General features: G+C 38.3%; 40 protein-coding genes and 1 pseudogene. 1 reads left to right on the plus strand and 40 read right to left on the minus strand.

What is annotated here, in order from left to right; all coding sequences use genetic code 11:
* Positions 1-253 (plus strand): annotated as a pseudogene (locus PCY14_RS06805) (transposase); the annotation flags it as partial.
* Positions 254-476: 223 nt separating this feature from the next.
* Here the strand turns inward: PCY14_RS06805 and rplQ are convergent.
* The 40 genes from rplQ to PCY14_RS07005 form a co-directional block, all read right to left on the minus strand.
* A complete protein-coding gene (rplQ, locus tag PCY14_RS06810; RefSeq protein ID WP_002887523.1) occupies positions 477-863 on the minus strand; it encodes a 50S ribosomal protein L17 in 387 nt (128 codons plus the stop codon).
* A gap of 17 nt (positions 864-880) precedes the next feature.
* Positions 881-1819, minus strand: coding sequence for a DNA-directed RNA polymerase subunit alpha (locus PCY14_RS06815; RefSeq protein ID WP_002887521.1), 939 nt, complete (start codon positions 1817-1819; stop codon positions 881-883).
* A 48-nt stretch (positions 1820-1867) separates the two neighbouring features.
* Positions 1868-2251: a 30S ribosomal protein S11 gene (gene rpsK / locus PCY14_RS06820; protein WP_002885718.1), complete on the minus strand. Its 384-nt coding sequence runs from the start codon at positions 2249-2251 to the stop codon at positions 1868-1870.
* A 26-nt stretch (positions 2252-2277) separates the two neighbouring features.
* Entirely contained in the window at positions 2278-2643 is a 366-nt protein-coding gene (gene rpsM / locus PCY14_RS06825) for a 30S ribosomal protein S13 (RefSeq protein WP_002885820.1), read from the minus strand.
* 17 nt (positions 2644-2660) lie between these two features.
* Positions 2661-2777, minus strand: a complete 117-nt coding sequence (rpmJ, locus tag PCY14_RS06830; RefSeq protein ID WP_000868345.1) for a 50S ribosomal protein L36 — start codon at positions 2775-2777, stop codon at positions 2661-2663.
* 25 nt (positions 2778-2802) lie between these two features.
* The gene (gene infA, locus PCY14_RS06835; RefSeq protein ID WP_001040189.1) at positions 2803-3021 is read right to left on the minus strand and encodes a translation initiation factor IF-1; all 219 of its coding nucleotides are present in this window, start codon (positions 3019-3021) and stop codon (positions 2803-2805) included.
* 117 nt (positions 3022-3138) lie between these two features.
* Positions 3139-3777 carry an adenylate kinase gene (locus PCY14_RS06840; protein ID WP_008536073.1) on the minus strand — a complete coding sequence of 213 codons (639 nt, stop codon included), beginning with the start codon at positions 3775-3777 and terminating at the stop codon, positions 3139-3141.
* A gap of 131 nt (positions 3778-3908) precedes the next feature.
* Entirely contained in the window at positions 3909-5204 is a 1296-nt protein-coding gene (gene secY / locus PCY14_RS06845; protein WP_002887516.1) for a preprotein translocase subunit SecY, read from the minus strand.
* Positions 5205-5220: 16 nt separating this feature from the next.
* Positions 5221-5661 carry a 50S ribosomal protein L15 gene (gene rplO, locus PCY14_RS06850; RefSeq protein WP_164376612.1) on the minus strand — a complete coding sequence of 147 codons (441 nt, stop codon included), beginning with the start codon at positions 5659-5661 and terminating at the stop codon, positions 5221-5223.
* Between the two features lie 128 nt (positions 5662-5789).
* Positions 5790-5972, minus strand: a complete 183-nt coding sequence (gene rpmD, locus PCY14_RS06855) for a 50S ribosomal protein L30 (protein ID WP_002885773.1) — start codon at positions 5970-5972, stop codon at positions 5790-5792.
* Positions 5973-5986: 14 nt separating this feature from the next.
* Positions 5987-6481 carry a 30S ribosomal protein S5 gene (rpsE, locus tag PCY14_RS06860; RefSeq protein ID WP_002887512.1) on the minus strand — a complete coding sequence of 165 codons (495 nt, stop codon included), beginning with the start codon at positions 6479-6481 and terminating at the stop codon, positions 5987-5989.
* An 18-nt stretch (positions 6482-6499) separates the two neighbouring features.
* Entirely contained in the window at positions 6500-6856 is a 357-nt protein-coding gene (gene rplR, locus PCY14_RS06865) for a 50S ribosomal protein L18 (protein WP_002885810.1), read from the minus strand.
* Between the two features lie 89 nt (positions 6857-6945).
* Entirely contained in the window at positions 6946-7482 is a 537-nt protein-coding gene (gene rplF / locus PCY14_RS06870) for a 50S ribosomal protein L6 (protein ID WP_002887510.1), read from the minus strand.
* A 126-nt stretch (positions 7483-7608) separates the two neighbouring features.
* Positions 7609-8007 carry a 30S ribosomal protein S8 gene (gene rpsH, locus PCY14_RS06875; protein WP_002887509.1) on the minus strand — a complete coding sequence of 133 codons (399 nt, stop codon included), beginning with the start codon at positions 8005-8007 and terminating at the stop codon, positions 7609-7611.
* A 123-nt stretch (positions 8008-8130) separates the two neighbouring features.
* Positions 8131-8316: a type Z 30S ribosomal protein S14 gene (locus PCY14_RS06880; RefSeq protein ID WP_001085699.1), complete on the minus strand. Its 186-nt coding sequence runs from the start codon at positions 8314-8316 to the stop codon at positions 8131-8133.
* A 17-nt stretch (positions 8317-8333) separates the two neighbouring features.
* On the minus strand, positions 8334-8876 hold the full coding sequence (gene rplE / locus PCY14_RS06885; RefSeq protein WP_002887058.1) for a 50S ribosomal protein L5: 543 nt from the start codon (positions 8874-8876) through the stop codon (positions 8334-8336).
* Positions 8877-8902: 26 nt separating this feature from the next.
* Positions 8903-9208 carry a 50S ribosomal protein L24 gene (rplX, locus tag PCY14_RS06890; protein ID WP_002885874.1) on the minus strand — a complete coding sequence of 102 codons (306 nt, stop codon included), beginning with the start codon at positions 9206-9208 and terminating at the stop codon, positions 8903-8905.
* 78 nt (positions 9209-9286) lie between these two features.
* Positions 9287-9655, minus strand: a complete 369-nt coding sequence (gene rplN / locus PCY14_RS06895) for a 50S ribosomal protein L14 (RefSeq protein ID WP_002885711.1) — start codon at positions 9653-9655, stop codon at positions 9287-9289.
* Positions 9656-9679: 24 nt separating this feature from the next.
* Positions 9680-9940 (minus strand): 30S ribosomal protein S17, encoded by a 261-nt coding sequence (rpsQ, locus tag PCY14_RS06900; protein ID WP_002885836.1) that lies wholly within the window; start codon positions 9938-9940, stop codon positions 9680-9682.
* A gap of 27 nt (positions 9941-9967) precedes the next feature.
* A complete protein-coding gene (gene rpmC, locus PCY14_RS06905) occupies positions 9968-10174 on the minus strand; it encodes a 50S ribosomal protein L29 (protein WP_002885754.1) in 207 nt (68 codons plus the stop codon).
* A 9-nt stretch (positions 10175-10183) separates the two neighbouring features.
* Entirely contained in the window at positions 10184-10597 is a 414-nt protein-coding gene (gene rplP / locus PCY14_RS06910; protein WP_002887508.1) for a 50S ribosomal protein L16, read from the minus strand.
* Between the two features lie 3 nt (positions 10598-10600).
* Positions 10601-11254: a 30S ribosomal protein S3 gene (gene rpsC / locus PCY14_RS06915; protein WP_002887507.1), complete on the minus strand. Its 654-nt coding sequence runs from the start codon at positions 11252-11254 to the stop codon at positions 10601-10603.
* A gap of 12 nt (positions 11255-11266) precedes the next feature.
* Positions 11267-11611 (minus strand): 50S ribosomal protein L22, encoded by a 345-nt coding sequence (rplV, locus tag PCY14_RS06920; RefSeq protein ID WP_002887063.1) that lies wholly within the window; start codon positions 11609-11611, stop codon positions 11267-11269.
* Positions 11612-11626: 15 nt separating this feature from the next.
* Complete coding sequence (gene rpsS, locus PCY14_RS06925; protein WP_000533765.1) at positions 11627-11905, minus strand: 30S ribosomal protein S19; 279 nt, start codon at positions 11903-11905, stop codon at positions 11627-11629.
* Positions 11906-11995: 90 nt separating this feature from the next.
* Positions 11996-12829, minus strand: coding sequence for a 50S ribosomal protein L2 (rplB, locus tag PCY14_RS06930; RefSeq protein ID WP_021152650.1), 834 nt, complete (start codon positions 12827-12829; stop codon positions 11996-11998).
* 17 nt (positions 12830-12846) lie between these two features.
* A complete protein-coding gene (locus PCY14_RS06935; RefSeq protein WP_002885771.1) occupies positions 12847-13143 on the minus strand; it encodes a 50S ribosomal protein L23 in 297 nt (98 codons plus the stop codon).
* Positions 13143-13766: a 50S ribosomal protein L4 gene (rplD, locus tag PCY14_RS06940; protein WP_021152651.1), complete on the minus strand. Its 624-nt coding sequence runs from the start codon at positions 13764-13766 to the stop codon at positions 13143-13145. Before rplD ends, PCY14_RS06935 begins: the two co-directional genes overlap by 1 nt.
* A 24-nt stretch (positions 13767-13790) precedes the next feature.
* Entirely contained in the window at positions 13791-14417 is a 627-nt protein-coding gene (rplC, locus tag PCY14_RS06945; protein ID WP_002885755.1) for a 50S ribosomal protein L3, read from the minus strand.
* 114 nt (positions 14418-14531) lie between these two features.
* Positions 14532-14840: a 30S ribosomal protein S10 gene (rpsJ, locus tag PCY14_RS06950; protein ID WP_002885653.1), complete on the minus strand. Its 309-nt coding sequence runs from the start codon at positions 14838-14840 to the stop codon at positions 14532-14534.
* Between the two features lie 250 nt (positions 14841-15090).
* Positions 15091-16095: a Holliday junction branch migration DNA helicase RuvB gene (ruvB, locus tag PCY14_RS06955; protein WP_008536059.1), complete on the minus strand. Its 1005-nt coding sequence runs from the start codon at positions 16093-16095 to the stop codon at positions 15091-15093.
* A gap of 82 nt (positions 16096-16177) precedes the next feature.
* Positions 16178-18001, minus strand: a complete 1824-nt coding sequence (locus tag PCY14_RS06960; RefSeq protein WP_021146606.1) for an acyltransferase family protein — start codon at positions 17999-18001, stop codon at positions 16178-16180.
* A complete protein-coding gene (locus PCY14_RS06965; RefSeq protein ID WP_002887499.1) occupies positions 17998-18423 on the minus strand; it encodes a membrane protein in 426 nt (141 codons plus the stop codon). Before PCY14_RS06965 ends, PCY14_RS06960 begins: the two co-directional genes overlap by 4 nt.
* A complete protein-coding gene (locus PCY14_RS06970; RefSeq protein ID WP_008536057.1) occupies positions 18420-18854 on the minus strand; it encodes a low molecular weight protein-tyrosine-phosphatase in 435 nt (144 codons plus the stop codon). The genes PCY14_RS06965 and PCY14_RS06970 overlap by 4 nt, the downstream gene beginning before the upstream one ends.
* Before the next feature lie 274 nt (positions 18855-19128).
* Positions 19129-20421, minus strand: a complete 1293-nt coding sequence (locus PCY14_RS06975; RefSeq protein ID WP_164376613.1) for an adenylosuccinate synthase — start codon at positions 20419-20421, stop codon at positions 19129-19131.
* Positions 20422-20685: 264 nt separating this feature from the next.
* Positions 20686-21192, minus strand: coding sequence for a DNA topology modulation protein (locus PCY14_RS06980; protein ID WP_008536055.1), 507 nt, complete (start codon positions 21190-21192; stop codon positions 20686-20688).
* Positions 21193-21653: 461 nt separating this feature from the next.
* Positions 21654-22799 carry a low temperature requirement protein A gene (locus PCY14_RS06985; RefSeq protein ID WP_301363322.1) on the minus strand — a complete coding sequence of 382 codons (1146 nt, stop codon included), beginning with the start codon at positions 22797-22799 and terminating at the stop codon, positions 21654-21656.
* A 214-nt stretch (positions 22800-23013) separates the two neighbouring features.
* Complete coding sequence (locus PCY14_RS06990) at positions 23014-23430, minus strand: helix-turn-helix domain-containing protein (RefSeq protein WP_071788307.1); 417 nt, start codon at positions 23428-23430, stop codon at positions 23014-23016.
* 28 nt (positions 23431-23458) lie between these two features.
* Positions 23459-24064, minus strand: a complete 606-nt coding sequence (locus PCY14_RS06995; protein WP_002916827.1) for a DUF1269 domain-containing protein — start codon at positions 24062-24064, stop codon at positions 23459-23461.
* Between the two features lie 686 nt (positions 24065-24750).
* Complete coding sequence (locus tag PCY14_RS07000; RefSeq protein ID WP_126430101.1) at positions 24751-25266, minus strand: DUF308 domain-containing protein; 516 nt, start codon at positions 25264-25266, stop codon at positions 24751-24753.
* A gap of 219 nt (positions 25267-25485) precedes the next feature.
* The gene (locus PCY14_RS07005) at positions 25486-25998 is read right to left on the minus strand and encodes a helix-turn-helix domain-containing protein (protein ID WP_070475379.1); all 513 of its coding nucleotides are present in this window, start codon (positions 25996-25998) and stop codon (positions 25486-25488) included.
* Positions 25999-26200 lie beyond the last annotated feature (202 nt).

Genomic DNA, 26200 nt, shown 5'->3' on the forward strand with positions numbered 1-26200 from the left:
AGCTCATAGAGGAGAATATAAGCAAGGTTAATCATTACTTCAAAACTGTCTTTAGGACCTTCCTTAGACACAAACCATACATCAAAAATGCGCTAGAAACACATTACTCAAATGCAAAATTGGAGGGAACCAATAAGCTTATCAAAGATATTAAACGTCTGGGCTTCGGTTTTAGAAACTTTATTAACTTTAGGAAGCGTGTTTTCATCACTCTGAACATACAAAAAGAGAAAACCTATCAGGTTCTCTCTAGATGTTAGCTTTTCGTCACCCACTACAGTTGACAAAGAGCCACTAAAAAACGCCTGCTTACGAAAAACAACCGTATTATCTTTCGTAAACAAGCGTTACATGCTTATTTATTCCCATTTTATGATGAGTGTTCCCGCTAGGCGAATGCCCAGCGGTAGACCAGAGCTAGACTAAGAAAAGCAAAGCTATTCCATCATCATAACACTCAACAAAATTGATAAAAATTAAACAAGTTCGATGATTGCCATTGGGGCAGCATCGCCACGACGTGGTTCTGTTTTAAGGATACGAGTGTATCCACCGTTACGTTCAGCATAACGAGGTGCAATTTCTGAGAAAAGTTTTTGAAGAGCAGTTACTGAAGTATATTTGTCAGTTGCTTCATCATAGCTTTCAGATGCAATTTCGTTACGTACAAATGCAGCTGCTTGACGACGTGCGTGCAAATCACCACGTTTACCAAGAGTAATCATTTTTTCAACTGTTTTACGGATTTCTTTAGCACGTGCTTCAGTTGTAACGATTGCTTCGTTAATGATAAGATCTGTAGTCAAATCACGAAGAACCGCTTTACGCTGTGAGCTTGTGCGTCCAAGTTTACGGTAAGCCATGTTATCCTCCTATATTATTATTTATCGTTTTTAAGTCCAAGTCCAAGATCAGCTAATTTAACTTTAACTTCTTCAAGAGATTTACGACCAAGGTTACGGACTTTCATCATTTCAGGCTCAGTTTTTTCTGTCAAATCATGAACGGTATTAATACCGGCACGTTTCAAACAGTTATATGAGCGGACGGACAAATCAAGTTCTTCGATGGTACGGTCAAGCACTTTTTCATCGTTCACTTTCTCAGTTTCCTTCATTACATCTGTAGCTTTAGCCACATCAGTAAGGTCAGTAAACAAGTTTAAGTGTTCAATCAAAACACGAGCTGAAAGACCGAGGGCATCTTCAGGAATGATTGTTCCGTTTGTCATGATTTCGATTGTCAATTTATCAAAACCATCGTTACTACCTACACGAGCAGGTTCAACTTGATAATTGACTTTCTTCACTGGTGTGTAGATTGAATCTACAGCCAATGTTCCCACTGGAGCATCATCTTTCTTGTTTTCATCTGCTGGAACATAACCACGGTTTGTAGCTACTGTCATGGTTGCTTTCAATGAAGCCCCATCAGCGATAGTAAAAAGATAATGATCAGGGTTAACAATTTCAATATCACTATCAGTCAAGATATCCCCAGCAGTTACTTCAGCTGGACCTTGAACATCTAGTTCAATTGTTTTTTCGTCTTCGACGTAAGATTTTACAGCAAGACCCTTAACATTAAGGATGATTTGCATCACGTCTTCACGGACGCCTGGTACGGTATCAAATTCGTGAAGTACTCCATCAATCTTAATTGATGTTACGGCAGCACCTGGAAGTGATGACAAAAGTACACGACGAAGAGAGTTACCCAAAGTTGTACCATAACCACGTTCTAGTGGTTCGATGACAAATTTGCCGTAATCTTTATTTTCATCAATTTTTGTTATTATTGGTTTTTCAAACTCAATCATTTATTATACTCCCTCGAAACGAACCTTGTGTACTATTGTTATTAAAGATTACACACGACGACGTTTTGGAGGACGACAACCATTATGTGGTACAGGTGTTACATCACGGATTGCTGTTACTTCAAGACCTGCAGCAGCAAGAGCACGGATAGCAGACTCACGACCTGAACCAGGACCTTTAACAGTTACTTCAACTGTTTTAAGACCATGTTCTTGTGCAGATTTAGCAGCAGCTTCTGAAGCCATTTGTGCAGCAAATGGTGTAGATTTACGAGAACCTTTGAAACCAAGAGCACCAGCTGATGACCATGCTACAGCGTTACCATGCACATCTGTAATCATAACAATAGTGTTATTGAAAGTAGCGTGAATGTGAGCAATACCAGATTCGATATTCTTTTTCACACGACGTTTACGTGTTGGTTTAGCCAATGTTTTTACCTCCTATTTTATTTTAATTATTTTTTCTTACCTGCAATCGCAACAGCTTTACCTTTACGAGTGCGGGCATTGTTTTTAGTGTTTTGTCCACGGACAGGAAGTCCACGACGGTGACGGATACCACGGTATGAACCGATTTCCATCAAACGTTTGATGTTAAGGTTAACTTCACGACGAAGGTCACCTTCAACTTTGATTGCATCCACTTCGCGACGGATAGCGTCTTCTTGATCATTTGTCAAATCTTTAACGCGGATGTCTTCAGAAACGCCTGCAGCAGCCAAGATTTTCTTAGATGTTGCAAGTCCGATACCGTATACGTAAGTAAGTGAAATTACTACACGTTTATCGTTTGGAATGTCAACTCCAGCAATACGAGCCATGATTTCTCCTTTCTATATTATCCTTGACGTTGTTTGTGTTTTGGATTTGTTGGACAAATTACCATAACACGACCGTTACGACGAATAACTTTACAGTATTCGCAAATTGGTTTAACCGATGGTCTTACCTTCATGTTTTAATCCCTCCAATTATTTCGATTATTTAAAGCGGTATGTGATGCGTCCACGTGTCAAATCATAAGGACTCATTTCAACAGTCACACGGTCACCGACCAAAATACGAATGTAGTTTTTACGGATTTTACCAGAAACTGTCGCCAAAATTTGGTGTCCATTTTCCAATTCAACAGTAAACATAGCATTAGGCATAGTTTCTACAACTTTACCTTCAATTTCAATCACGTCTTCTTTTGCCACGCAAAAGTACCCCCTAAAATTTCGATTTGATTTCCTCTGAGCACAGAGGTAACAATTATAAGTCAGACTAAAGTATTATATCATGCTTGAGTCTGATACGCAAGTAAGATTAAATAATTATTTAATTGCTGCAATCGCTTTTTTAACATCAGCGAATACATCTTCAATATCTTGATTACCTTGAATATCTGATACAAGGCCAAGCTCACGATAGTGTGCAATGATTGGCTCACCTTGAGCAATGTTAACATCAAGACGACGTTTTACCGTTTCAGGTTTGTCATCTTCACGTTGGTAATAGTCTTCTTCCTTGTAGTCAGCTGGTGGGTTGAATACTTTATGGTAAGTTTCACCTGTTTTACGGTGAATAATACGACCACTCAAGCGTTCAAGAAGGCAAGATGGATCCACTTCGATATTGATTACTCCATCAAGCTCCAAACCAAGATCAACCAAGATTTGATCCAAGGCATGAGCTTGTTCGATCGTGCGAGGAAAACCATCCAAAAGGAATCCTTTTTCCTTAATGTCGTCTTGAGCCAAACGTTCTTTTACAATCCCGTTTGTCACTTCATCTGGAACCAATTCACCTTTATCGATGAATGATTTTGCCAAAGTTCCCATTTCTGTTTGGTTAGCCATAGCAGCACGGAACATATCACCAGTTGAGATATGAGCTACACCAAATTCTTCAACGATTTTTGCAGCTTGTGTCCCTTTACCAGCGCCTGGTAGACCCATAATTAAAAGATTCATCTTACGAACTCCTTATTTTTGTTTTCAAATAACTCTATCAAGATTTAATAGACTTGGTAGAGTTATCAAAAAACAAAAGAGAAGGGGCAGAAAGCAATCTTTCTTTCCCTCTCGATTGTTCATGAGAAGACTTAGTCTTCGAGATTCATAAATCCAACATATTGACGTTTCAAAAGGTAACCTTCAAGTTGTTTCATACCTTCAATACCAGTTGAAATCAAGATCAAGAGTGATGTACCACCAAGTGCAATTGAACTTGTGAGGTGCATAAACTGTTGAGCCGCAATTGGAGCCAATGAAATAAATGCGAGAAATACAGCCCCGATTGTTGCCAATCTCTTAAGTAATGAAGACATGTACTTTTCAGTCTCACGACCTGGACGAACGCTAGGAATGTAAGACCCATTCTTTTGAAGATTTTCAGCAGTTTTTTCAGGATTAACTTGGACAAATGTGTAGAAGAATGAGAACAAGATAATCAATATCGCATAGGTAATCATTCCACTAGGTGTATTATACGAGAGTAGTCCTTGTAAATGAGATAACCACGAAACCTTCGAGAAGAATGGAAGAATCGTACTTGGAATTGTCGTAATCGAGCTAGCAAAGATAACGGGAATAACACCAGCTGGATTGACTTTCAAAGGTAAGTATGAACTCGTTGGAGCCCCTTGAACCAATTTCGTATATTGAATTGGAATTTGATATTCTGCTTGTTGTACAAATGTCGTAAAGAAGACAATCGCCAAACCTACCACAATCAACAATGCGACGATGATATATGAACGAGTCAATTCTCCTGAACGAACATTGACAAAGAAATCCTCATAAATTGTTGAGAACATCTTTGGAATGGAAGCAATGATACCAGAAAAGATAATCATTGACACACCATTACCAAAGCCCTTATCAGTAATTTGTTCACCAAGCCATGTCACAATTATGCTACCAGCAGTTAAAATTGTCCCAATCAACAAATAGGTTGAAACATTAGGTGTCTTAACCAATGAAATTGATGAGAGTGTATTGAAACTAGCTGTAATACCAATCGATTGAACAAATGCTAAAACAAGAGTAATATAACGAGTCGCCTGATTTAATTTACGGCGGCCAACTTCACCCTGTTTACCCCACTCCACAAATTTTGGATAGATATCCATCTGCAAAAGTTGGACAATGATTGATGCCGTAATGTAAGGACTAACCCCCATCGAGAAGATAGAGAAGTTATTCATAGCATTACCTGACACCAAGTTAAGCATGTTCAAGAAAGGTAAATCACTTAATTGTTTCAAACTTTCCGCATTGATACCAGGAACAGTTACATGAGTTCCTACACGAAAAACGAAAATAATGAAGATTGTAAATAGAACCTTATTACGAACGTTTTTGACTTTCAATGCGTCTTTTAATAGTTTAAAGAACATAATGAGTTACCCCTCATTAGATGACTTCAATTGAACCACCTTTAGCAATGATAGCTGCTTCAGCAGATTTAGAGAATTTAGCTGCTTTAACAGTCAATTTCTTAGTCAATTCGCCATTACCAAGAACTTTAACGCCTGATTTTTCAGCACGAACGATTCCAGCTTCTTTAAGAACTGCTGGAGTTACTTCTGTACCATCTTCAAAGACGTTCAATTGATCAAGGTTTACAAGTGCGTATTCTTTAGCGTTGATGTTAGTGAATCCACGTTTTGGAAGACGACGGAACAATGGAGTTTGTCCACCTTCAAATCCTGGACGTACGCCACCACCACTACGAGCTTTTTGACCTTTTTGACCACGGCCTGAAGTTTTACCGTTACCAGATGAAGTACCACGACCTACACGGTTACGGACTTTACGAGAACCTTCAGCAGGTTTCAATTCATGAAGTTTCATTATTAATTTTCTCCTCTTTTTGTAAAATGCTAGCGCCTCTAACCAAGTAAGGTAGCTTGATTAAAAACTCGCCTATACATGAAATTCAGTTTAAGTCGCAAGGCAACCCTTACGACTTAAATCATTTTTTATTTAACGTCTTCAACAGTTACCAAGTGAGAAACTGCGTTGACCATACCACGGATAGCAGCGTTGTCTTCTTTAACAACTGAGCTATTCAATTTACCAAGTCCAAGAGCAACAACTGTTTTACGTTGTTCTGGTTTGCGTCCGATTGGAGACTTAGTCAAAGTAATTTTAATTTGAGCCATTATAATCTCCTTTCTTATGCCAAGTCAGATACTGAGATGCCACGGAGAGCAGCAACGTCTTCAGCACGTTTAAGTTGTTTCAATCCTTCAACAGTCGCACGAACGATGTTGATTGGAGTGTTTGAACCAAGAGATTTAGATGTTACATCAGCAACACCAGCCAATTCGATGACGGCACGAACTGCACCACCAGCGGCAACCCCAGCCCCTTCAACAGCTGGTTTCAACAATACTTTCGCTCCACCAAATTCTGAACGAACTTCGTGAGGAATAGTTGTACCAACCATAGGAACTTCGATAAGGTTTTTCTTAGCTGCTTCAACTGCTTTACGGATAGCTTCTGGAACCTCTTGAGATTTACCAGTACCAAATCCTACGCGACCATTACGGTCACCAACAACAACAAGAGCAGCAAAACGCATGTTGCGTCCACCTTTTACAACTTTAGTAACACGGTTGATAGCAACTACGCGCTCTTCAAGTTCTACTGCATTATCTTTAAATGCCATTATTAAGTGTCCTCCCTATTAGAATTTCAATCCGTTTTCACGAGCTGAGTCAGCCAAAGCTTTAACACGTCCGTGATAGAGATATCCACCGCGGTCAAACACCACTTCAGAAATACCTTTAGCTACTGCGCGTTCAGCAACAAGTTTACCGACAACAACGGCTTGTTCTGTTTTAGTTCCTTTAGAAACTTCTTTATCAAGAGTTGATGCACTTGCGAGCGTTACACCCGCTACGTCATCAATAACTTGAGCGTAGATGCCTGTATTAGAACGGAAAATGTTCAAACGTGGGCGATCAGCAGTTCCAGAGAGTTTTCCGCGAACGCGACGATGGCGTTTTTGGCGGAGTTTGTTTTTATCTGGTTTCGAAATCACAATTTTCACCTCTTATTTATAATGCTTGCTCATGAGAGCTTTTGGTAAATAGACAATCCTGAAAGAACTGCCACAAGGATAATATCCTATTATTTACCAGTTTTACCTTCTTTACGACGTACGTATTCACCAACGTAACGGATACCTTTACCTTTGTAAGGTTCTGGTGAACGAAGGCCACGGATGTAAGCTGCTGTTTGACCAACAACTTCTTTGTTAATACCGTTAACGACGATTGAAGTTGCAGATGGTACTTCAAAAGTAATACCTTCTGGAGCTTCAACTTCGTCTTGGTGAGATTTACCAACTGAAAGAACAAGTTTTGAACCTTGGAGTTGGGCACGGTATCCGACACCGCGCATTTCAAGTTCTTTTTTGAAACCTTCAGAAACACCAACAACCATGTTGTTCAAGTTGGCACGTGAAGTACCGTGGATTGTTTTGTTTTCTTTTGAGTCGTTTGGACGGTGAAGTGTAACTTCGTTGCCTTCAACTTTGATTTCAATGTTTTTATTAAACTCACGAGTGAGTTCGCCTTTAGGTCCTTTAACAGTAACAACATTATTGTTGTTTGTTACTTCAACACCAGCAGGCAAAGTAATAACTTTATTACCAATACGTGACATAGTATTTAATTCTCCTGTTAGATTATCAAGCCACAAAGTGACTAGTTTTCACGGGGATGAGTTTCATCGAATTTAATCAACGAAACTCGCACAAATCATTTGATATAAGTGCTTAGTATCAGCTTCTTACCAAACGTAAGCGATAACTTCTCCACCAACGTTCTTTTGACGAGCTTCTTTATCAGTCAAAAGACCTTCTGATGTAGAGATAATCGCAATTCCAAGTCCGTTAAGAACTTTAGGAACATCTTCACGTTTAGAGTAAACACGAAGACCTGGTTTAGAAATACGTTTCAAGTTAGTGATAACACGTTCACCGTTTTGTCCATATTTCAAGAACACACGGATGATACCTTGTTTATCATCTTCAATAACTTCAACGTTTTTTACAAAACCTTCACGTTTAAGGATATCAGCAATACCTTTTTTGATGTTTGATGCAGGTACTTCAAGTACTTCGTGTTTAGCTTGGTTAGCGTTACGAATACGTGTCAAGAAATCTGCAATTGGGTCAGTCATAACCATTTTATATTTTCTCCTCTTACTAGTAGTTTGAATTGTTCACTTGCTAGTTAATGATTGAGCTGGGCTCAAATAATATTTTTAATACATTCAAAGAAGATAATCTAATTCGAATGCATCATCATTTTACCAAGAAGCTTTGGTAACACCTGGAATTTGACCTTTGTAAGCCAATTCACGGAAGCAAACACGGCAAAGTTTAAATTTGCGATAAACTGAGTGTGGACGTCCACAACGTTCGCAACGAGTGTAAGCTTGCGTAGAGAACTTCGCAGGGCGTTTGTTCTTAGCAATCATTGATTTTTTAGCCAATTTATTTACCTCCTAGATTATTTTGCAAAAGGCATTCCAAGGCCTTTAAGCAATTCACGACCTTCTTCGTCAGTGTTAGCAGTAGTTACGATAACGATATCCATACCACGCACTTTATCAACATCGTCGAAGTTGATTTCTGGGAAGATAAGTTGTTCTTTAACACCAAGTGTGTAGTTACCACGTCCATCAAATGATTTAGTTGGAACACCATGGAAGTCACGAACACGTGGAAGTGAAACTGATACCAATTTATCCAAGAATTCGTACATGCGTTCACCACGAAGGGTAACTTTAGCACCGATCGCTACACCTTCACGAAGACGGAAGCCAGCGATTGATTTCTTAGCTTTAGTAATCAATGGTTTTTGACCTGAAATAAGTGCCAACTCAGCAGCAGCTTTTTCAAGAGTTTTAGCGTTGTTTACAGCTTCACCAACACCCATGTTGATAACGATTTTATCAACTTTTGGCACAGCCATAACTGAAGAATAGTTAAATTTTTCAGTCAAAGCAGGAATTACTTCGTTAGTGTATTTTTCTTTAAGACGGTTAGCCATTTAATACTTTCTCCTTTCCTTCGTGATTAGTCAAGCACTTCGCCTGATTTTTTGTTGTAACGAACTTTTTTGCCGTCAACAACTTTGTAACCTACACGTCCAGCAACACCGTTCTTGTCAAGAACTTGAACGTTTGAAGCGTGGATTGGTGCTTCTTTTTCCACGATAGCACCTTGAGGGTTTTCAGCTGATGGTTTTTGGTGTTTTTTGATGATTGCAACACCTTCAACAACAACTTTATTTACTTTTGGAAGAGCCTTAAGAACTACTGCTTCAGTTCCTTTGTCTTTACCAGCAATAACGCGAACTTTATCGCCTTTTTTTACAAACATTGAGTATTTCTCCTATTATTTCTTACGCCCTATGGGCACCCTAGCTGAGCCAGGGGACTAAGTTTGTGTTTCGTTAGATTAAAGTACTTCTGGCGCCAAAGATACGATACGCATGTATCCACCTTCACGCAATTCACGTGCAACAGGGCCAAAGATACGAGTTCCACGAGGAGTTTTGTCATCGCGGATGATTACTGCAGCATTGTCATCAAACTTGATGTATGAACCGTCTGGACGACGAGCACCAGTTTTAGTACGAACGATTACAGCTTTAACAACATCACCTTTTTTAACAGCTCCACCTGGTGTAGCTTGTTTTACAGTTGCAACGATTACGTCGCCGATGTTAGCGAATTTACGTCCTGAACCACCAAGAACTTTGATAGTCAAGATTTCACGAGCACCGCTATTATCAGCAACTTTCAAGCGACTTTCTTGTTGAATCATTTCAATTGTCTCCTTTTAGTTTTATTAGATAATAACAGCTTCTTCCACAACTTCTACAAGACGGAAGCGTTTTGTAGCTGAAAGTGGGCGAGTTTCCATGATACGAACGATATCGCCTTCTTTAGCAACGTTGTTTTCATCATGTGCTTTGTATTTTTTAGAATAGTTGATACGTTTACCATAGACTGGGTGGTTACGTTTCGTTTCAACTACAACTGTGATTGTTTTATCCATCTTGTCAGATACTACGCGTCCAACAAGGGTTTTACGTTGATTACGTTCCATTATTAGAATTGCTCCTTTCCCAATCTATTATTTGATTTCAGATTGCACTGTTTTAACACGTGCAATTTGTTTCTTCACTTCGTTCAAACGAGCAGTTTGATCAAGTTGACCTGCTGCAGCTTGGAAACGAAGGTCGAAAAGTTCTTTCTTAAGTTCGTTTTCTTTTTTAGCAAGCTCTTCTTGAGACAAGCCACGAAGCTCAGCAACAAACTTTTTGATTTCTTCAAGTTTCATGTCTTCTCCTTATTCTGCTTCACGTTTCACGAATTTACTTTTAACTGGCAATTTGTGGCTAGCAAGACGAAGTGCTTCACGTGCAACCTCTTCAGGTACACCTGCGATTTCGAACATTACTTTACCACGTTTAACTGGTGCTACCCAACCTTCAGGTGCCCCTTTACCAGAACCCATACGTACACCGATAGCTTTAGCAGTGTATGATTTGTGTGGGAAGATCTTAATCCAAACCTTACCACCACGCTTCATGTAACGAGTCATGGCAATACGAGCAGCCTCGATTTGACGGTTTGTAATCCAGTGGCTAGTTGTAGCTTGAAGTCCGTATTCACCGAATGCTACTTCTTTACCACCTTTAGCCTCACCGCGCATTTTTCCACGGAATTCACGACGGTGTTTAACACGTTTAGGTACTAACATTTGTTATTTGCCTCCTTTAGTGTTTTTACGAGCCGGAAGAACTTCTCCACGGTAGATCCAAACTTTAACACCAAGTTTACCGTAAGTTGTGTCAGCTTCTTCCCAAGCATAATCGATATCAGCGCGAAGTGTATGAAGTGGAACTGTACCTTCAGAGTATCCTTCTGCACGGGCAATATCGGCACCGTTCAAACGACCAGATACTTGAGTTTTAATTCCTTTAGCTCCAGCACGCATTGTACGTTGGATAGCTTGTTTTTGTGCACGACGGAAAGCAACACGTTGCTCAAGTTGACGAGCAATAGTTTCACCAACAAGATGAGCGTCCAAATCAGGTTTCTTGATTTCAACAATGTTGATGTGTACTTGTTTTCCAGTCAATTTGTTAAGTTGAGCGCGAAGAGCGTCAACGTTTGATCCACCTTTACCGATAACCATACCTGGTTTTGCAGTGTGAAGTGAAACAATAACTTTGTTTACAGCACGTTCGATTTCAATAGTTGAAACTGAAGCGTCTGCAAGTTCTTTTTGAATAAATTTGCGGATTGCCAAATCTTCGTGAAGGTAATCTGCGTATTCTTTTTCAGCATACCATTTCGCATCCCAGTCACGGATGATCCCGACACGCATACCAATTGGATGTACTTTTTGACCCACGAGTTTACCTCCTTATTTTTCTGACACAACTACTGTTACGTGAGTTGTGCGTTTGTTGATTGGTGAAGCTGAACCTTTCGCACGTGGACGGAAACGTTTCATTGTTGGTCCTTCGTTTGCGAATGTTTCAGATACTACCAAGTTAGCTTTTTCCAAACCAAAGTTATTTTCTGCATTAGCGATAGCAGAGTTAAGAGTTTTCTCAACGATACGAGCTGCTTTGTTTGGAGTGAATTTCAAGATTGCGATTGCATCAGCAACGTTCTTACCACGGATAAGATCAAGAACAAGACGTGTTTTACGAGGTGAAACACGCACTGTACGAGCCATTGCTTTAGCTGAAGTAATTTCTGCCATTGTGTCCTCCTCCTATTAACGACGTGTTTTCTTATCGTCAGCTGCGTGACCTTTGTAAGTACGTGTTGGTGCAAATTCACCAAGTTTGTGACCTACCATGTCTTCTTGGATGTAAACAGGAACGTGTTTACGTCCATCATAAACTGCGATAGTGTATCCGATGAAACTTGGGAAAATCGTTGAACGACGTGACCAAGTTTTGATTACTTTTTTCTTTTCGTCATTTGCTTGAGCTTCAACTTTTTTCATCAAATGCTCATCGACGAAAGGTCCTTTTTTAAGACTACGTCCCATTTTGTAGTTTTCTCCTTTAAATTAAATGTACCACAGCGGCTTGCGCTGAGCGCTACCGAGTTGGCGGATAATATGTGCTAAGCGACTAAATTATTTTTCGTTACGACGACGAACGATAAGTTTGTCAGATTTAGCTTTCTTGTTACGAGTTTTAAGACCAAGCGCAGGTTTACCCCATGGAGTAGATGGCGCTTTACGTCCAACTGGTGCTTTACCTTCACCACCACCGTGTGGGTGATCATTAGGGTTCATTACAGAACCACGAACTGTTGGGCGAACACCTTTCCAGCGATTACGACCAGCTTTACCAAGGTTGATAAGTGATTGTTGTTCGTTACCGACAGTACCGATTGTTGCACGACATGTACCAAGAATCATACGAACTTCGCCTGATTGAAGACGAACAAGCACGTATTTACCTTCTTGACCCAAAACTTGAGCAGAAGCACCAGCGGCACGGATAAGTTCAGCACCTTTACCTGGTTGAAGCTCAATGTTGTGGATAACTGTACCAACTGGGATGTTTGCAAGTGGAAGAGCGTTACCAATCTTGATATCCGCATCTGGACCTGAAACGATACGTTGACCTACTTCAAGACCTTTAGGTGCGATGATGTAAGTTTTAACCCCGTCAGTGTAGTGTACAAGAGCGATATTTGCAGTACGGTTTGGATCATATTCAACAGTTTTAACAACTGCTTCAACGCCATCTTTATTACGTTTGAAGTCAATCAAACGGTAGTGACGTTTGTGTCCGCCACCTTGGTGACGTACAGTAATACGACCGTTGTTGTTACGACCAGCTTTGTTCTTAAGAGAAACAAGCAATGATTTTTCAGGAGTGCTTGTAGTGATTTCTGCGAAATCCAAAGAAGTCATGTTACGACGGCCATTTGTCGTTGGTTTATAAACTTTAATACCCACGTTAATTTCTCCTTTGATTATTCAGCTTCAGCTGCAAACAACTCGATTGCTTTTGAATCAGCTGTAAGAGTGATGATAGCTTTTTTAGTTTTTGAAGTGAAACCAGTGTAACGTCCAACACGTTTTTGTTTTGGCTTAACAGTTACAGTGTTCACGCTAGCAACTTTAACACCTTCAAATGCAGCTTCAACTGCTTGTTTGATCAAGAGTTTGTGTGCACGTGTATCAACTTCGAAAGTGTATTTTCCTGCTTCAAGAGCAACCATAGATTTCTCAGTGATAACAGGTTTTTTGATTACGTCATACAAATTCATTATGCAAGAACCTCCTCGATTGATGAGATAGCTTCTTTAGTAACAAGAAGTTTATCTGCGTTTACGATGTCAAGTACACTTGCAGTTGCAGGAGTTGCAACAGTTACGTTTGCAAGGTTACGAGCTGAAAGTTCAGCGAATTTGTTTCCTTCTTCAACGATAACAAGTACTTTTGAATCGATGCTAAGAGCTGAAAGAACTTTTGCGAATTCAGCAGTTTTTGGAGCTGCAAATGAAAGAGCTTCAACTGCTACAAATTTATCTTCTGCAACTTTAGCTGAGTAAACAGATTTCAATGCAAGGCGACGAACTTTTTGTGGAAGTTTGTATCCGTATGAACGTGGAGTTGGTCCGAAGACAATACCACCGCCACGCCATTGTGGTGAGCGGATAGAACCTTGACGAGCACGTCCAGTTCCTTTTTGACGCCATGGTTTACGTCCACCACCTGATACTGCTGAACGGTTTTTTACCGCATGAGTACCTTGGCGAAGGCTAGCGCGTTGGCTGATTACGACATCAAATACTACTGATTCGTTTGGTTCGATACCGAAGATAGCGTCGTTAAGTTCAACTGAGCTAACTTCTTTACCAGTTTGGTCAAATAGTTTTACGTTTGCCATTTTTAACTGATTTCTCCTTTCTTATTATTTAGCAGCTTTAACTGCTGATTTGATAGTGATAAGAGATTTCTTAGCACCTGGTACGTTACCTTTGATGAGGATAACGTTTTTCTCTGGGATAACTTGTACAACTTCAAGGTTTTGAATTGTCACACGGTTGCCACCCATACGTCCTGCCAAGTGTTTGTTTTTGAAAACACGGTTAGGCGCAACAGGTCCCATTGAACCTGGACGACGGTGGTAACGAGAACCGTGAGCCATAGGTCCGCGTGATTGACCGTGGCGTTTGATAACACCTTGGAAACCTTTACCTTTTGAAGTACCAGTTACGTCAACAACATCTCCAGCTTCGAATGTGTCAACAGTGATTTCTGATCCAACTTCCAAGCCTTCAATGTTTTTGAATTCACGAATGAAGCGCTTAGGAGCTGTGTTAGCTTTCGCTACGTGGCCTTTGGCAGGTTTGTTGCTCAATACTTCGCGTTTGTCGTCAAAACCAACTTGAACTGCTTCGTAACCGTCTGTTTCAACAGTTTTAACTTGAAGCACAACGTTTGGAGTAGCTTCGATGACAGTAACAGGGATAAATTCACCTGCTTCAGTGAAGATTTGAGTCATTCCCACTTTTTTCCCTAAGATTCCTTTTGTCATGAGAAAATATTTCCTTTACTTTATTGTATTTCAAAAAGTTTTTTATGAGCGTTTTTTATGCTCAAAAAAGTTTTTAACGAGCGTTTTTTATGCTCAATCAAATCAAGCCTTAAATTAAAGTTTGATTTCTACGTTCACACCACTTGGAAGATCAAGTTTCATCAAAGCGTCAACTGTTTTTTGAGTTGGGTTGATGATGTCAATAAGACGTTTGTGTGTACGCATTTCAAATTGTTCGCGAGAATCTTTATATTTGTGAGTCGCACGAATAATTGTGTAGAGACTACGTTCAGTTGGAAGTGGAACTGGTCCAGCAACTGTCGCACCTGTGCGAGTTGCAGTTTCTACGATTTTTTCTGCCGCTGTATCAAGCGTACGGTGTTCGTAAGCTTTCAAACGGATACGAATTTTTTTGTTTGCCATTTTTTCTCCTCTTTCGTCTATTTAAGATAATAGGCTAGCTCCTCAAGAAAACCAACACGGATTGCGTGGCAGTGCAACCAGGCGTGTCGCAACCTCTTGTATCATAGCTAAGCGCTGTATTTACAGCACCATAATATAATAACAAAAGAACCCACTCATTGCAAGGTTTTTTTTAAAATTTTTCCTTTTTCTTCCTTATTTTTTACAAAATCAAAAATCCATCCTTTAGATTGGATGGATTGTCGCATTCTTAACTGTTCTGTTCCTTATAATCATATCCCATGTGCTCATAGGCTTTAGCCGTTGCGACACGTCCTGTTCGTGTACGCATAATAAAACCTTTCTGGATAAGGTAGGGCTCATACATATCTTCTACCGTCTCTCGCTCTTCAGCAATATTCACTGACAAAGTACCTAGGCCAACGGGTCCTCCCCCATACATTTCAATCATAGTTCGGAGAATTTTTTGGTCAACATAGTCTAGTCCTTCGCGATCCACATCCAACATCGTCAATGCCTTATCCGCAATCTTATCATCAATGATACCATTACCCATAATTTGTGCGTAATCCCGCACGCGCTTAAGTAGACGGTTGGCAATACGTGGCGTCCCTCTACTACGACGAGCTAATTCCAAAGCGGCTTCTGGTGTTATGGTCATTTCAAAAATTTCCGATGTTCGTTCTACAATTTCTGTCAAATCAGGTAACTCGTAATATTCCATATGACCATTAATCCCAAATCGAGCCCTCAAAGGATTTGACAACATACCTGCTCGTGTAGTTGCACCGACCAAGGTGAAAGGAGGTAACTCAAGATGGACACTACGACTTGTCTCACCAGCACCAATCATGATATCAATATAGTAATCTTCCATGGCACTATAAAGAACTTCTTCAACTGCCATTGGCATCCGATGAATCTCATCAATAAATAAGATATCTCCTGGCTCTAGGTCATTGAGTATAGCAACCAAATCACCAGCTTTTTCAATAGCAGGTCCAGATGTTTGCTTCAAATTAACACCCATCTCATTAGCAATGACAAATGCCATAGTTGTCTTACCTAAACCTGGAGGTCCAAACAAAAGAGTGTGATCCAAGGCCTCATCACGAAGTTTTGCTGCTTCTATAAATATTTTTAATTGGTCTTTAACCTTGTCTTGACCAATGTATTCCTTAAAATATTGAGGACGAAGAGTACGCTCAACATACTCTTCATCTCCTAATAAATCATTATCTAATATTCTTGCCATAGGCTTATTTTAGCACAAAACAAAAAACGCAGTCAAAATTTGTCATCAAAAAAAAGAAGACAGATGCTGCCTTCTCTTTATATCATTTTTTACCACCTTTAACTGGCGACTTATCAGCTTGGGCAATGGCCTCTTTGATCGTATTGGTATATAATTTAGCACCACGGTTAATAGAGTCACTATCGGAGCCAAAATGCACACCATCTGTGCCATTCCAAATAGAAATATTGTCCTTAGCCACTTGGTACCAATCAGCAACCGTTACAAAGTCGTATTTCTTAGCCATCTCCAATTCATACTTACGCAACTGAACCAAAGATGCAGCTTCACTTCCAGACTTACTACCATTATATGGTGTCACAAAGATGATATGGTGGCCTTTAGGTAGATTTTTAATCATTTTATTAATAACCCCTTTATAGTCATCAATCTCATTAACACCACCAGCAATAACAACATCCTTGGCAAGTGCATTACTATCTGCATAATTCTTAAGCAAATCATTGATTGTTGATAAGTTACGGCTGACAACTGCATCCATATAGACGTTATCAATTTTCGATTCAATCTGATCCTTCGACCTAAGCGCAACAGAATCCCCTAGAATTGTCACTCCCTTATTAACACCAAAAGAAGTAGCCTGACTATGTTCCGCATTAGCACGCGTTAATTTCATCTTAGTCTGAGCTTGCGATAAACCATTGGCTTGTAAATCTTTTTCAAAGTTCCCAACAGCTGGTGCAAAGAGCGAAATCAGTACCGTAATCAACGTGAGCCCACTAAAGACATAAAACACAATATTGCGATAAGGAGACAAATCCAAATCTATACCAAAAAGATTCGCTTTTCTTCCTGCAATAAATGGCTCTATTATATAGTAGGAAAGTGTTGCAAAGACAATTGATAAAATAGTGGTCACTATTACAGCAACAAGATTATTTGTTAATTGACTAAAGATAATATAAAGTGGCCAGTGGAAAAGATAAACACTATAACTAATCTCTGCCAAATAACTAATGACAGCAGGCTCTGATTTCCCAGGTAACTTTTCATGAAGAATACGCGCCGAATAAATCATGACAGATGTAAACAAACTAGCTAAAGCAAAGCCAAATAAATAGGTAAGGCGCTCTTCAAAATGAAGTACTAATCCTAACAATAATAATAGGGCAAAGCTTCCAACCATATATAGGACTGTCTTTTTCAGATCCCAAAGGCGAATATTTTTCTTGAACCTAGCAGTCGTCTCATGCACACCTGAAAGCGTCGCAAAAAGCGAACCTAAAAAGAAAGGATAAGCATGGGTAATCGATGAGAAGTAGAGACGAGAAAAGCTATCAACAAAGAAAGCACTAATAAACATTGATAAGAAGCTTACCGCAAAACAAGTAAGCGAAACTATGAAAACTAGCCCTCTAAATTGATTTTGGTGCTTGACACGCTTAGCTAAGAACCAGAGCAAAGCTCCCCAGAGAATGTAGTAGTGAACCTCGATAGCCAGACTCCACGTATGGAGATAAATATGCTGGTTAAACTGATTCTCATAATTTCCTCCGGTCCAAATTTCATAATAGTTAGTCACAAAACCAAGAACAGAGGTGATTTGACGTCCAATACCTGCTATGAAATCATTTCGAACTAGGAGTGCCAAGGGGGTGCAGATAAGAACCATCAATACAAGCGGTGGTACTATCCGGTAAAAACGACGTCGCATAAAACCAAGATAATCAATACGATGCGTTCTAGACACTTCATCAATAAGAAGAGCTGTAATCAGATACCCCGAGAAAGTAAAGAAGACATCAACACCAATGAACCCCCCAGGAAGAACACTTGGGAAGAAATGATAAACAAGAACTAAGAGAAGTCCTGTCACACGAATATAAGAAAACCAGTTAATTCTCATCCTTTAAAAATCCCCTGTTTAAATTTTCCTTTGTAGGTAACTTTATTTTCAGTAGTCAATTTACCTTGACCATCAGCTTGACCAGATTTGAATTCCCCCACATAGGTCCAACCCTCGTGAGATTTGAATGTTCCTTGACCATTAAAGGAACCATTCTTAAATTCACCTGTATAGGTGTCGCCATTATCATAAGTCAGAGTTCCTTGACCATTTAAACGGTGGTTTTGCATTTGACCTTTATAGGTAATTTTAGTCCCATCAACCTTGATAGAGTGCTGTGTTTTTATAGTCACTAAAAACAAGGACAATGCGCAAAGAATAATAACTCCTACTGCGATACGTTCAAATTGATTACGATCAATCTCAATATTTTTAAGATCAATATTTTTAAAATCAAAATCTTTTAATTGTTTAAAATTCATTGTCTATCCTTAATCCATTGTAACCAATCTTGGCAACCTTCCATTACCAATTTGTATGTTTCTTCAAAGTCCCCTGTATACCACGGGTCCGGAACTCCACCAGACCGAAAAAGCTTGATCTTATCATCATAACGTCCCGCAGATAATTGTAAAAGATCATCAACATTTGACTCATCCATTCCTAAAATTAAATCAAAAGATTCAAAATCTAACTGATTAATCTGCTGTGATCTCTTAGAAGGATCAAAAGAAATCGCATATTTTCTTAAAATTTTTTGCGTTCCCTGGTGAACTGGGTTTCCATGTTCCCATGAAGATGTTGCACGACTCTCAATCTGCAAAGCTTCCTCTTGATTAAGTGCTTTCATCACAAATTCTGCCATAGGGCTACGACAAATGTTGCCTAAACAAACAAATACAATCTTCTTCATTATCCACCTCTTGTCAAAGATATTAAGAGATATAGTTACTTATTTTACCACATTGAGAGTCCGCATTTGAAATAATAAAGTAAATGCTCACTCATTTTCATCTAATCAACCCATATTATACCGAAAAACTAATCAAATAGAAAGACTTCTTCCTTATTACTGTCGAAAATTTAGCAAGCACTTTCCCTAACAATTACTGGCCTCTGTCAGCCTTTACTAGGTTTAAGATTCAGAAAAAAAGAACCTATTTTCTAGATTCTTCCTTAATGTGTTATTAAATATTTGACCAGACACTTTCAAGAATATTAGTTTGCTCACGATCTGGTCCTACTGAAAAGGTAGAAATACGTACACTTACCAATTCACCAACACGACGAACATAATTACGGGCATTTTCAGGAAGCTCATCTAAACTACGGCAACCTGTGATGTCTTCTTCCCAACCTGGTAACTCTTCATAGATTGGTTTACAACGTTTCAATTGTTCAAGACTAGCTGGATAGTAATCGATGCGCTTACCATCAAGATCATAAGCTACACAAATTTTCACCGTATCAAGACCTGACAAAACATCAATACAGTTCAAGCTAAGGTTTGTGATTCCTGATACACGACGGCTATGACGCATCACGACTGAGTCAAACCATCCCACACGACGTGGGCGTCCAGTTGTTGTTCCATACTCATGACCAACTTCACGGATGCGTTCACCCACTTCATCAGACAATTCAGTTGGGAATGGTCCGTCACCAACACGGCTCGTATAGGCCTTACATACACCAACCACTTTATTGATTTTAGATGGACCAACACCAGAACCAATTGTAACACCCCCCGCAACTGGGTTTGATGACGTTACAAATGGATACGTTCCCTGGTCAATGTCAAGCATAACTCCTTGAGCTCCTTCAAAGAGAACACGTTTGCCAGCGTCAAGAGCATCATTCAAGATAACAGATGTATCCGTGACATACTGTTTAATTTGTTGGCCGTAAGCATAATATTCTTCAAAAATATCATCGAATGACAGTCCTTCAGACCCATACATCTTAGTAAAGAGACGATTTTTTTCAGCCAAGTTTGTCTTCAAACGTTCAGCAAAGACTTCCTTGTCCAAAAGGTCTGCAATACGAATACCGACACGCGCAGCCTTATCCATATAAGCTGGACCGATGCCTTTATTAGTTGTACCAATCTTATTGTCACCCTTAGCAGCTTCTTGCAGTTGATCAAGTTTAATATGGTATGGCAAGATAACATGCGCACGATCAGAAACACGAAGACTGTCTGTTGACACACCTTCCGCATGAAGATATTCCAACTCTTTGACAAGTGATTTAGGATTGACCACTACACCATTCCCAATAACAGAGATTTTTTCTGGGAAGAAAATACCTGACGGAATCAAGTGCAATTTGAATTTCTTACCATCGATAACAATCGTGTGACCTGCATTGTCTCCACCTTGATAGCGTGCGATCACTTCGGCATCTTGACTTAGGAAATCTGTTATTTTCCCTTTACCTTCATCACCCCACTGGGTACCTACAACAACTACTGATGTCATATTATTTTGATAACGGACAGCTCTACCTTTACGAGACTGTCCCCACCTTTCTTGAAAAACTTCACGGTGGGAATTTCACCCACAAGTTTTGCGTTACAGTTTATTATAGCAGAAAAAAGTCCTTTTGTTCAATGTTGAAAGCGTTTCTTACAAAATATTCTGACAGTTACAGCTAAGATTGCAACTAGTGATTTACTATATCTTTTTAATCTTTCATCTTATATAGACTTACCAGCTATTTATATGAGGAAATCGTTATAATAATTAATTAATCTGCTTCATATAATGATTCAACTGCTTTTGATTCTTTATAACAATTGTTTTGTCAGGATATTTTTTAATAACTGCTTTATATTGCTTTACATATTTATTTGAACGACCATCTAATAAAATCCATTTCATAAACTCAAAGTCAAATTTTTCATTACAGTCCTCTGCCATACTGGGACGTGCATGTCCCCTATATTTTAGATATCGCCTGAAAACCCGAGAGAGACAATTAAATCTGTTAAAGCTGAAATATATAATACAGTCCGCCTCTCTCATGCGTTCTTCATAAAGACAGGTCAAGTAATTCCCTTCAATAATCCAATCACTTTGTAGCATGAATCTTGATATATCGTTAGCCATTTCATCAATTGTCCGCTCTTGCCAATTTGATGTGAAATGAATTTTATCTAAATGGAGTACATCACAATTGTAATGTTGACCTAAAAAACTAGCCAAAGTCGACTTTCCAGAACCACTATAGCCGATGATTGCTATTTTCAACACCTGTCTCCTTTTCAATTTCATTCCTTAACTAATATCATAGCATAAAGTGTACACCTTGCAGAGACATTACCGAAAAGTAATCGCTTCAGACAAACAAAAAAGCCTTAATCTCAAGGCTTTTTCTTATTGTTTAGCTGCCCCCTACATGAATTTGTAAGAACTTTTCATATTGAAAATAAACAAAAATGTTGAAATATAGCTGATTTTAGGGAAATACTTTTAGGTATTTTCAATGTCAGGATTTAAAAATGGGGCAAAAGTGGGGCAAAAACAAATTAACGAAAAAATATCGAGTTCGTGCATCAAGTAAATGATAAATTGCAAGAATAAGTGCAACATTTACTCGAACTCATCCTCTAGAGCTTCACTAGCAGTTCTGTAAGCTAAACATTTTCGTGGTCGGTGATTGATATCATATAAAGCCTTGGTTCCCAAAGCTTTTTTATGTTATAAACTCATTAAAAGAACCCCCAGTTAGATTTGGAATATTTTTTATTCTGTGTCACATAAAAATAAATAAAATGAATGGCTATAGCTAGAGTAAAAATGGTTGCAATACTCAACACTGTTATAGGATTAGAAGCGAAAAGCAAAGAGAGAATCAAGGCAGCCAGATAGAGTGTCGCTTGAGCACAGTAGTAACTTCTCGGATAGCGAAGATAGTTTTTGTTATAGGGCCCATTTGCTAGGACAGCAGCTTGGAAGAGGCCAATTCCGATATAAAAGAAGCTGATTGCAACGAGAAGATTAGCCTCGGGATTCAGGAGATAACCCATCGAAACTGTCATCAACATAAGCCCGATGAAAATAGGATAGTGACTATAAATTACAAATAATCCCTTTTGACTAGATCCTTCATCAATAGCATGGTCAAATTCGCCAAAATAAAACAAGAACAGGGAAAGCATGATAACGAAATTGAGAACCGAATAAATCGAGAAATTCTCGACTGTAAAGAAGCTAGCTAGCCCAACAACCATCTCTCCAAACGTAATAATCACAAGAAGGGAGACGCGCTCGATTAAATGGGGAAGATTTACCTGGAAATGCTCATCTTTAGTAATCAAGAAAATTGGCACAATAAATGTTAGCAGAATACTAGCAATAAAGATATAGACTCCAACGTAAATAGGAAAAAGAGCTGCCAGATAGACTCCTAAACTTCCTAGACCTGTTAACCATAGAAAACCTTTGATACTTTCCCGATCAGTATTATCGGTTGATTTTCTAAAAAATTCAACCAAATATTGAAAAAATAAGGTAAGGGTCAATGTACCAACAGCCCAACAGGTATAAAAGAACCATTGTTGCCAATTGTATCCAATCATATTGGACATAAAGAGCATAAGTCCCATGTTGATAAACATGATTACCATGTTAAATAACGAGTTTGTTCCATAGCGATTGGTATAAATGGTTTGAATCATCCAGGAATTGATGATAACCATGACAGAGATGAAGAAATCAAGTAAAGAATCCCAAGCCACAACACCGCTATGAAGAGGGTGAATTAAAGCAGTTGCTTTTGAAATTGCAAAAACAAACACTAGGTCATAAAATAGTTCTGAAAATTCTACACGTTTATGCTTAATAAGAGTTGTCATCTTAAGTCCTTTCTATTCTAGAAGTACAAATTATTATAACAGAAAATGGTAATGAGAGAAAAGGAGATGCTTAAATAACTTCATGTGACGCGAATTGTCAAAACCTTGGAGCACATTTACCTCATGTACCAACTCACAGGCAGAGTGTTTGATGATTGATAATGAAGAATAAGATTTTACAATAGAAAAGCGAGGATATCCTCGCTTTTTTTATTTAATCTAATAGCTCCTTATTTTCAATTAAGAGCTCTAGTGGAGATTTATCTCTTGCTTCAATAAAACCAGGTTCATATTGGGTATGAAGTGTTCTTTTCTGAGAAGTTGGATCAATATACAACTCTTTTCCATCTTCTGTGTATAGTTGGTTGCCTCTTGTTAGGTAAAGTAAATCCTCTAAGTACTGTCCATCAGTATGTAGGAAATGCTCGATGTATTTGACAGCTTTTAAGATTTCACTTACTTTATCAGAGTATTCATTAGATTCAAGAACACTCTTTTCTAACTCAATCTCTTTACTCGTTCCAAAGAGTTGGGTTGGAGTTGCATTAAAATATTCTGCTATCTTATCCAAATTTGCAAAGGTAGGATAGCTTTTTTGTTTTTCGTAATCAGAGATGGACTGTTTACCGATTCCTAATTACCTCAGTCTCTTCAGTCTGTTAATTTTTTTTCGAAAATTTCTCTTTAATATTAGCTTTCAATTTATCAAATTTTTCACGACGAGCTTCTTTTTTATCCGCAATTAAGCGAGCTTTAGCTTGATGCTCTAAATCTTCTTGAATTTTGAGAGCTGACTCTATTTCTGCCGCAACAGTAGCGACATCCCACCTAGCAATGTGAACCTGATACTTTTCAAAAATAGAATTTAAAACAGATTCATCATTTTCTTGTACAAGTGCAATAATAGCTACTTCGCCATTTGTCAACTTATTACTAACGGTTGTAATTAATACCGAATTGGCCAATTCTTTGTCTGAACCAACGGAGGCGCCAATTGCTCCACCAGCAGCAAAACCAAAGAGAACACCTAGTGGTCCACCTAAAATTCCGATTAAACTACCAATTAATCCGCCTTCGAAATAATCATCTCCTAGGGAATCCATCAAATCAAAGCTATCTTTGACGTTAACAACACCATTTTCAGCTTTTACAATTGAAGCCTGAGCTAATTTTGTATTTTCAGTTTGACCAAACTGTTTTAATTCTGAAAAGGCCTGAAAGGCTTCACTTTCAATATCAAAAATTGAGACAACAACATTTTCCATGGGCTTACACTCCTTTATTACTTTATAGAGATAGAATAAAATCTCCTATATTTAGTAGTACAAAATACTGCTACACAAGGTGAATTATAGCATACAATAATCTTTTATGTAATATACAATATTTTACAAAGAGATTGAGGTTTTATTACAAAACTTATATTCTATAAATTAGACAACTTTAAAATTTTGATTAAAAAAAGATTTGGATAGAGCTGTTGGTAGACTTAGGAAATTTTAAGAACATGCATTAGTTAAACTCAAAATACAAGAAAAGCCTAAAAAGACTATACTGTAAGTGACAAAACAAAACAGGAGGATAGTCCAAATGAGCCACTTACATTAGTCCTGTGAAATACAGAACTAAATCCTTCACTTAAATTACTTGTCTAACTTTTTGGGGTCAGTACAAACAGTGCTTTTTTTGTTGAAATCGCAAAGAATCTAAGCTTTCTTTTTGCAGATAACATTCGCTCTTTTATTTTCGGTATGATTGAGTCGATGCCCCGTTCTCGACCGGTTTTTATTGCAACTTATCGAATGCTAGAGCACTATGCCATCACTTTTTGGAAGAATACTTGGAGCAATTCTACGCAGAATGGAATGCGAAAAAGTGATAATTAAAGAGACGAAAAAGCTGAGAATATGATTTCCCAGCTTTTTTGAATGCGATAGAAATAGCAACTAGACTATTTACGAAAGGCCTCAATAATGTAGGTGAAGCCAGTAACTAAAAATGCAAAGGCAATGACATAAACGACAAAGACACCTGTAGCCACTGGATTGAACAGAATCACTAGACCTAGTAAAAATGCAAGCAAGGCTACCCACGTGATATTGCTACCAATAATAGGGAAAATCAATCCTAGACGATTGCCTTTAAAGAAAGCAATAATGGCTTCTACAATTAACCAAATTCCTACAATGGTCGGAATGACGACCGGCAGAGTCACAAAGCCATAAGCAACGAGGTAAAGAGCTAAGAGAAGACTAACAAACCCTTGGAAAAGATAAACAGGTGAGCGAAGCTCTTTTGGTGCAGAGAAATAGCCTAAAATAGCTGCTATAGAAGAAACCAGTAAACCAAATGCAATCCACCAGCTGTAAGCAACAAGATTAGCTACTGGGTTTGTAAATAGGAAAAGTCCTAAAAGGACAAAAACAACTCCTGCAAGGAATAGCAGTAAACGATTAGAAAATTTCATTTCAATACCCCCTATATAGTATAGTTTGATTACAAAAGTATTGTATCTCTTTTGATAGGAAACATCAATAAAATAAATAAACAATTTGGAAGTTTCAGTCTGACTTAAAAAAAGAAAAGGAGTTTTCACTCCTTTTCACAGATTGAAGACAAAGTCCTTATAAAAGTGTCTTCTAAAGATTTTAACTTCAATCTGAAGCGAGGTTATCCTCGCTTTTTTCTATTTATCAAACAATTCCTTATTTTCAATCAAGAGTTCTAGTGGAGATTTTTCTCTTGCTACAATAAAACCAGGTTCATATTGAGTATGAAATGTTCTTTTCTGAGAAGTTGGATCAATATACAACTCATCTCCATCTTCTGTGTATAGTTGGTTGCCTTTTGTTAGATAAAGTAAATCCTCTAAGTGCTGTCCATCAGTATGTAGGAAATGTTCGATGTATTTGACAGCTTTTAAAATTTCACTTACTTTATCAGAGTATTCATTCGATTCAAGAACACTCTTTTCTAATTCAATCTCTTTACTAGTTCCAAATAGTTGGGTTGGAGTTGCATCAAAATATTCTGCTATCTTATCTAAATTTGCAAAGGTAGGATAGCTTTTTTGTTTTTCGTAGTCAGAGACGGACTGTTTACCGATTCCTAAATCTTCTGCAAGTTGAGTTTGACTTACTCCTTTTTCTATGCGTAGTCGTGCCAAATTGGGTCCAAAATTTTGAATAATAAAGGTCATGATAAACTCCTGTGTTTTATTTTTAACTTATTCTATCACCTATAAACTTACAAATCAAGTTTTTAGTTGACTACCCAAAATAATTTTTATAAAATATATTTATAACTTGTAAATAAGTTATAAATGATACAAAATAGTTCATAAGTTTAGGAATAGTGAGTGAGGAGGAAGTTGAGGACGAGACTATGACTTATGACTATTC

This window comes from Streptococcus sp. SV2 (assembly GCF_030440175.1).
Lineage (GTDB): Bacteria > Bacillota > Bacilli > Lactobacillales > Streptococcaceae > Streptococcus > Streptococcus raffinosi.

Bases quoted from the DNA above. Each gene is read 5' to 3' on its own strand.
- rplQ (WP_002887523.1), bottom strand. From the start codon at position 863: ATGGCTTACCGTAAACTTGGACGCACAAGCTCACAGCGTAAAGCGGTT.
- PCY14_RS06815 (WP_002887521.1), bottom strand. From the start codon at position 1,819: ATGATTGAGTTTGAAAAACCAATAATAACAAAAATTGATGAAAATAAA.
- rpsM (WP_002885820.1), bottom strand. From the start codon at position 2,643: ATGGCTCGTATTGCTGGAGTTGACATTCCAAACGATAAACGTGTAGTA.
- rpmJ (WP_000868345.1), bottom strand. From the start codon at position 2,777: ATGAAGGTAAGACCATCGGTTAAACCAATTTGCGAATACTGTAAAGTT.
- PCY14_RS06840 (WP_008536073.1), bottom strand. From the start codon at position 3,777: ATGAATCTTTTAATTATGGGTCTACCAGGCGCTGGTAAAGGGACACAA.
- secY (WP_002887516.1), bottom strand. From the start codon at position 5,204: ATGTTCTTTAAACTATTAAAAGACGCATTGAAAGTCAAAAACGTTCGT.
- rplO (WP_164376612.1), bottom strand. From the start codon at position 5,661: ATGAAACTTCATGAATTGAAACCTGCTGAAGGTTCTCGTAAAGTCCGT.
- rpmD (WP_002885773.1), bottom strand. From the start codon at position 5,972: ATGGCTCAAATTAAAATTACTTTGACTAAGTCTCCAATCGGACGCAAA.
- rpsE (WP_002887512.1), bottom strand. From the start codon at position 6,481: ATGGCATTTAAAGATAATGCAGTAGAACTTGAAGAGCGCGTAGTTGCT.
- rplF (WP_002887510.1), bottom strand. From the start codon at position 7,482: ATGTCACGTATTGGTAATAAAGTTATTACTTTGCCTGCTGGTGTTGAA.
- rpsH (WP_002887509.1), bottom strand. From the start codon at position 8,007: ATGGTTATGACTGACCCAATTGCAGATTTCTTGACACGTATTCGTAAC.
- rplE (WP_002887058.1), bottom strand. From the start codon at position 8,876: ATGGCTAACCGTCTTAAAGAAAAATACACTAACGAAGTAATTCCTGCT.
- rplX (WP_002885874.1), bottom strand. From the start codon at position 9,208: ATGTTTGTAAAAAAAGGCGATAAAGTTCGCGTTATTGCTGGTAAAGAC.
- rplN (WP_002885711.1), bottom strand. From the start codon at position 9,655: ATGATTCAACAAGAAAGTCGCTTGAAAGTTGCTGATAATAGCGGTGCT.
- rpsQ (WP_002885836.1), bottom strand. From the start codon at position 9,940: ATGGAACGTAATCAACGTAAAACCCTTGTTGGACGCGTAGTATCTGAC.
- rpmC (WP_002885754.1), bottom strand. From the start codon at position 10,174: ATGAAACTTGAAGAAATCAAAAAGTTTGTTGCTGAGCTTCGTGGCTTG.
- rplP (WP_002887508.1), bottom strand. From the start codon at position 10,597: ATGTTAGTACCTAAACGTGTTAAACACCGTCGTGAATTCCGTGGAAAA.
- rplV (WP_002887063.1), bottom strand. From the start codon at position 11,611: ATGGCAGAAATTACTTCAGCTAAAGCAATGGCTCGTACAGTGCGTGTT.
- rpsS (WP_000533765.1), bottom strand. From the start codon at position 11,905: ATGGGACGTAGTCTTAAAAAAGGACCTTTCGTCGATGAGCATTTGATG.
- PCY14_RS06935 (WP_002885771.1), bottom strand. From the start codon at position 13,143: ATGAATTTGTATGACGTAATCAAAAAACCTGTTATCACTGAGAAATCT.
- rplD (WP_021152651.1), bottom strand. From the start codon at position 13,766: ATGGCAAACGTAAAACTATTTGACCAAACTGGTAAAGAAGTTAGCTCA.
- rplC (WP_002885755.1), bottom strand. From the start codon at position 14,417: ATGACAAAAGGAATCTTAGGGAAAAAAGTGGGAATGACTCAAATCTTC.
- rpsJ (WP_002885653.1), bottom strand. From the start codon at position 14,840: ATGGCAAACAAAAAAATTCGTATCCGTTTGAAAGCTTACGAACACCGT.
- ruvB (WP_008536059.1), bottom strand. From the start codon at position 16,095: ATGGCAAGAATATTAGATAATGATTTATTAGGAGATGAAGAGTATGTT.
- PCY14_RS06960 (WP_021146606.1), bottom strand. From the start codon at position 18,001: ATGAGAATTAACTGGTTTTCTTATATTCGTGTGACAGGACTTCTCTTA.
- PCY14_RS06965 (WP_002887499.1), bottom strand. From the start codon at position 18,423: ATGAATTTTAAACAATTAAAAGATTTTGATTTTAAAAATATTGATCTT.
- PCY14_RS06970 (WP_008536057.1), bottom strand. From the start codon at position 18,854: ATGAAGAAGATTGTATTTGTTTGTTTAGGCAACATTTGTCGTAGCCCT.
- PCY14_RS06975 (WP_164376613.1), bottom strand. From the start codon at position 20,421: ATGACATCAGTAGTTGTTGTAGGTACCCAGTGGGGTGATGAAGGTAAA.
- PCY14_RS06985 (WP_301363322.1), bottom strand. From the start codon at position 22,799: ATGACAACTCTTATTAAGCATAAACGTGTAGAATTTTCAGAACTATTT.
- PCY14_RS06995 (WP_002916827.1), bottom strand. From the start codon at position 24,064: ATGGAAAATGTTGTTGTCTCAATTTTTGATATTGAAAGTGAAGCCTTT.
- PCY14_RS07000 (WP_126430101.1), bottom strand. From the start codon at position 25,266: ATGAAATTTTCTAATCGTTTACTGCTATTCCTTGCAGGAGTTGTTTTT.
- PCY14_RS07005 (WP_070475379.1), bottom strand. From the start codon at position 25,998: ATGACCTTTATTATTCAAAATTTTGGACCCAATTTGGCACGACTACGC.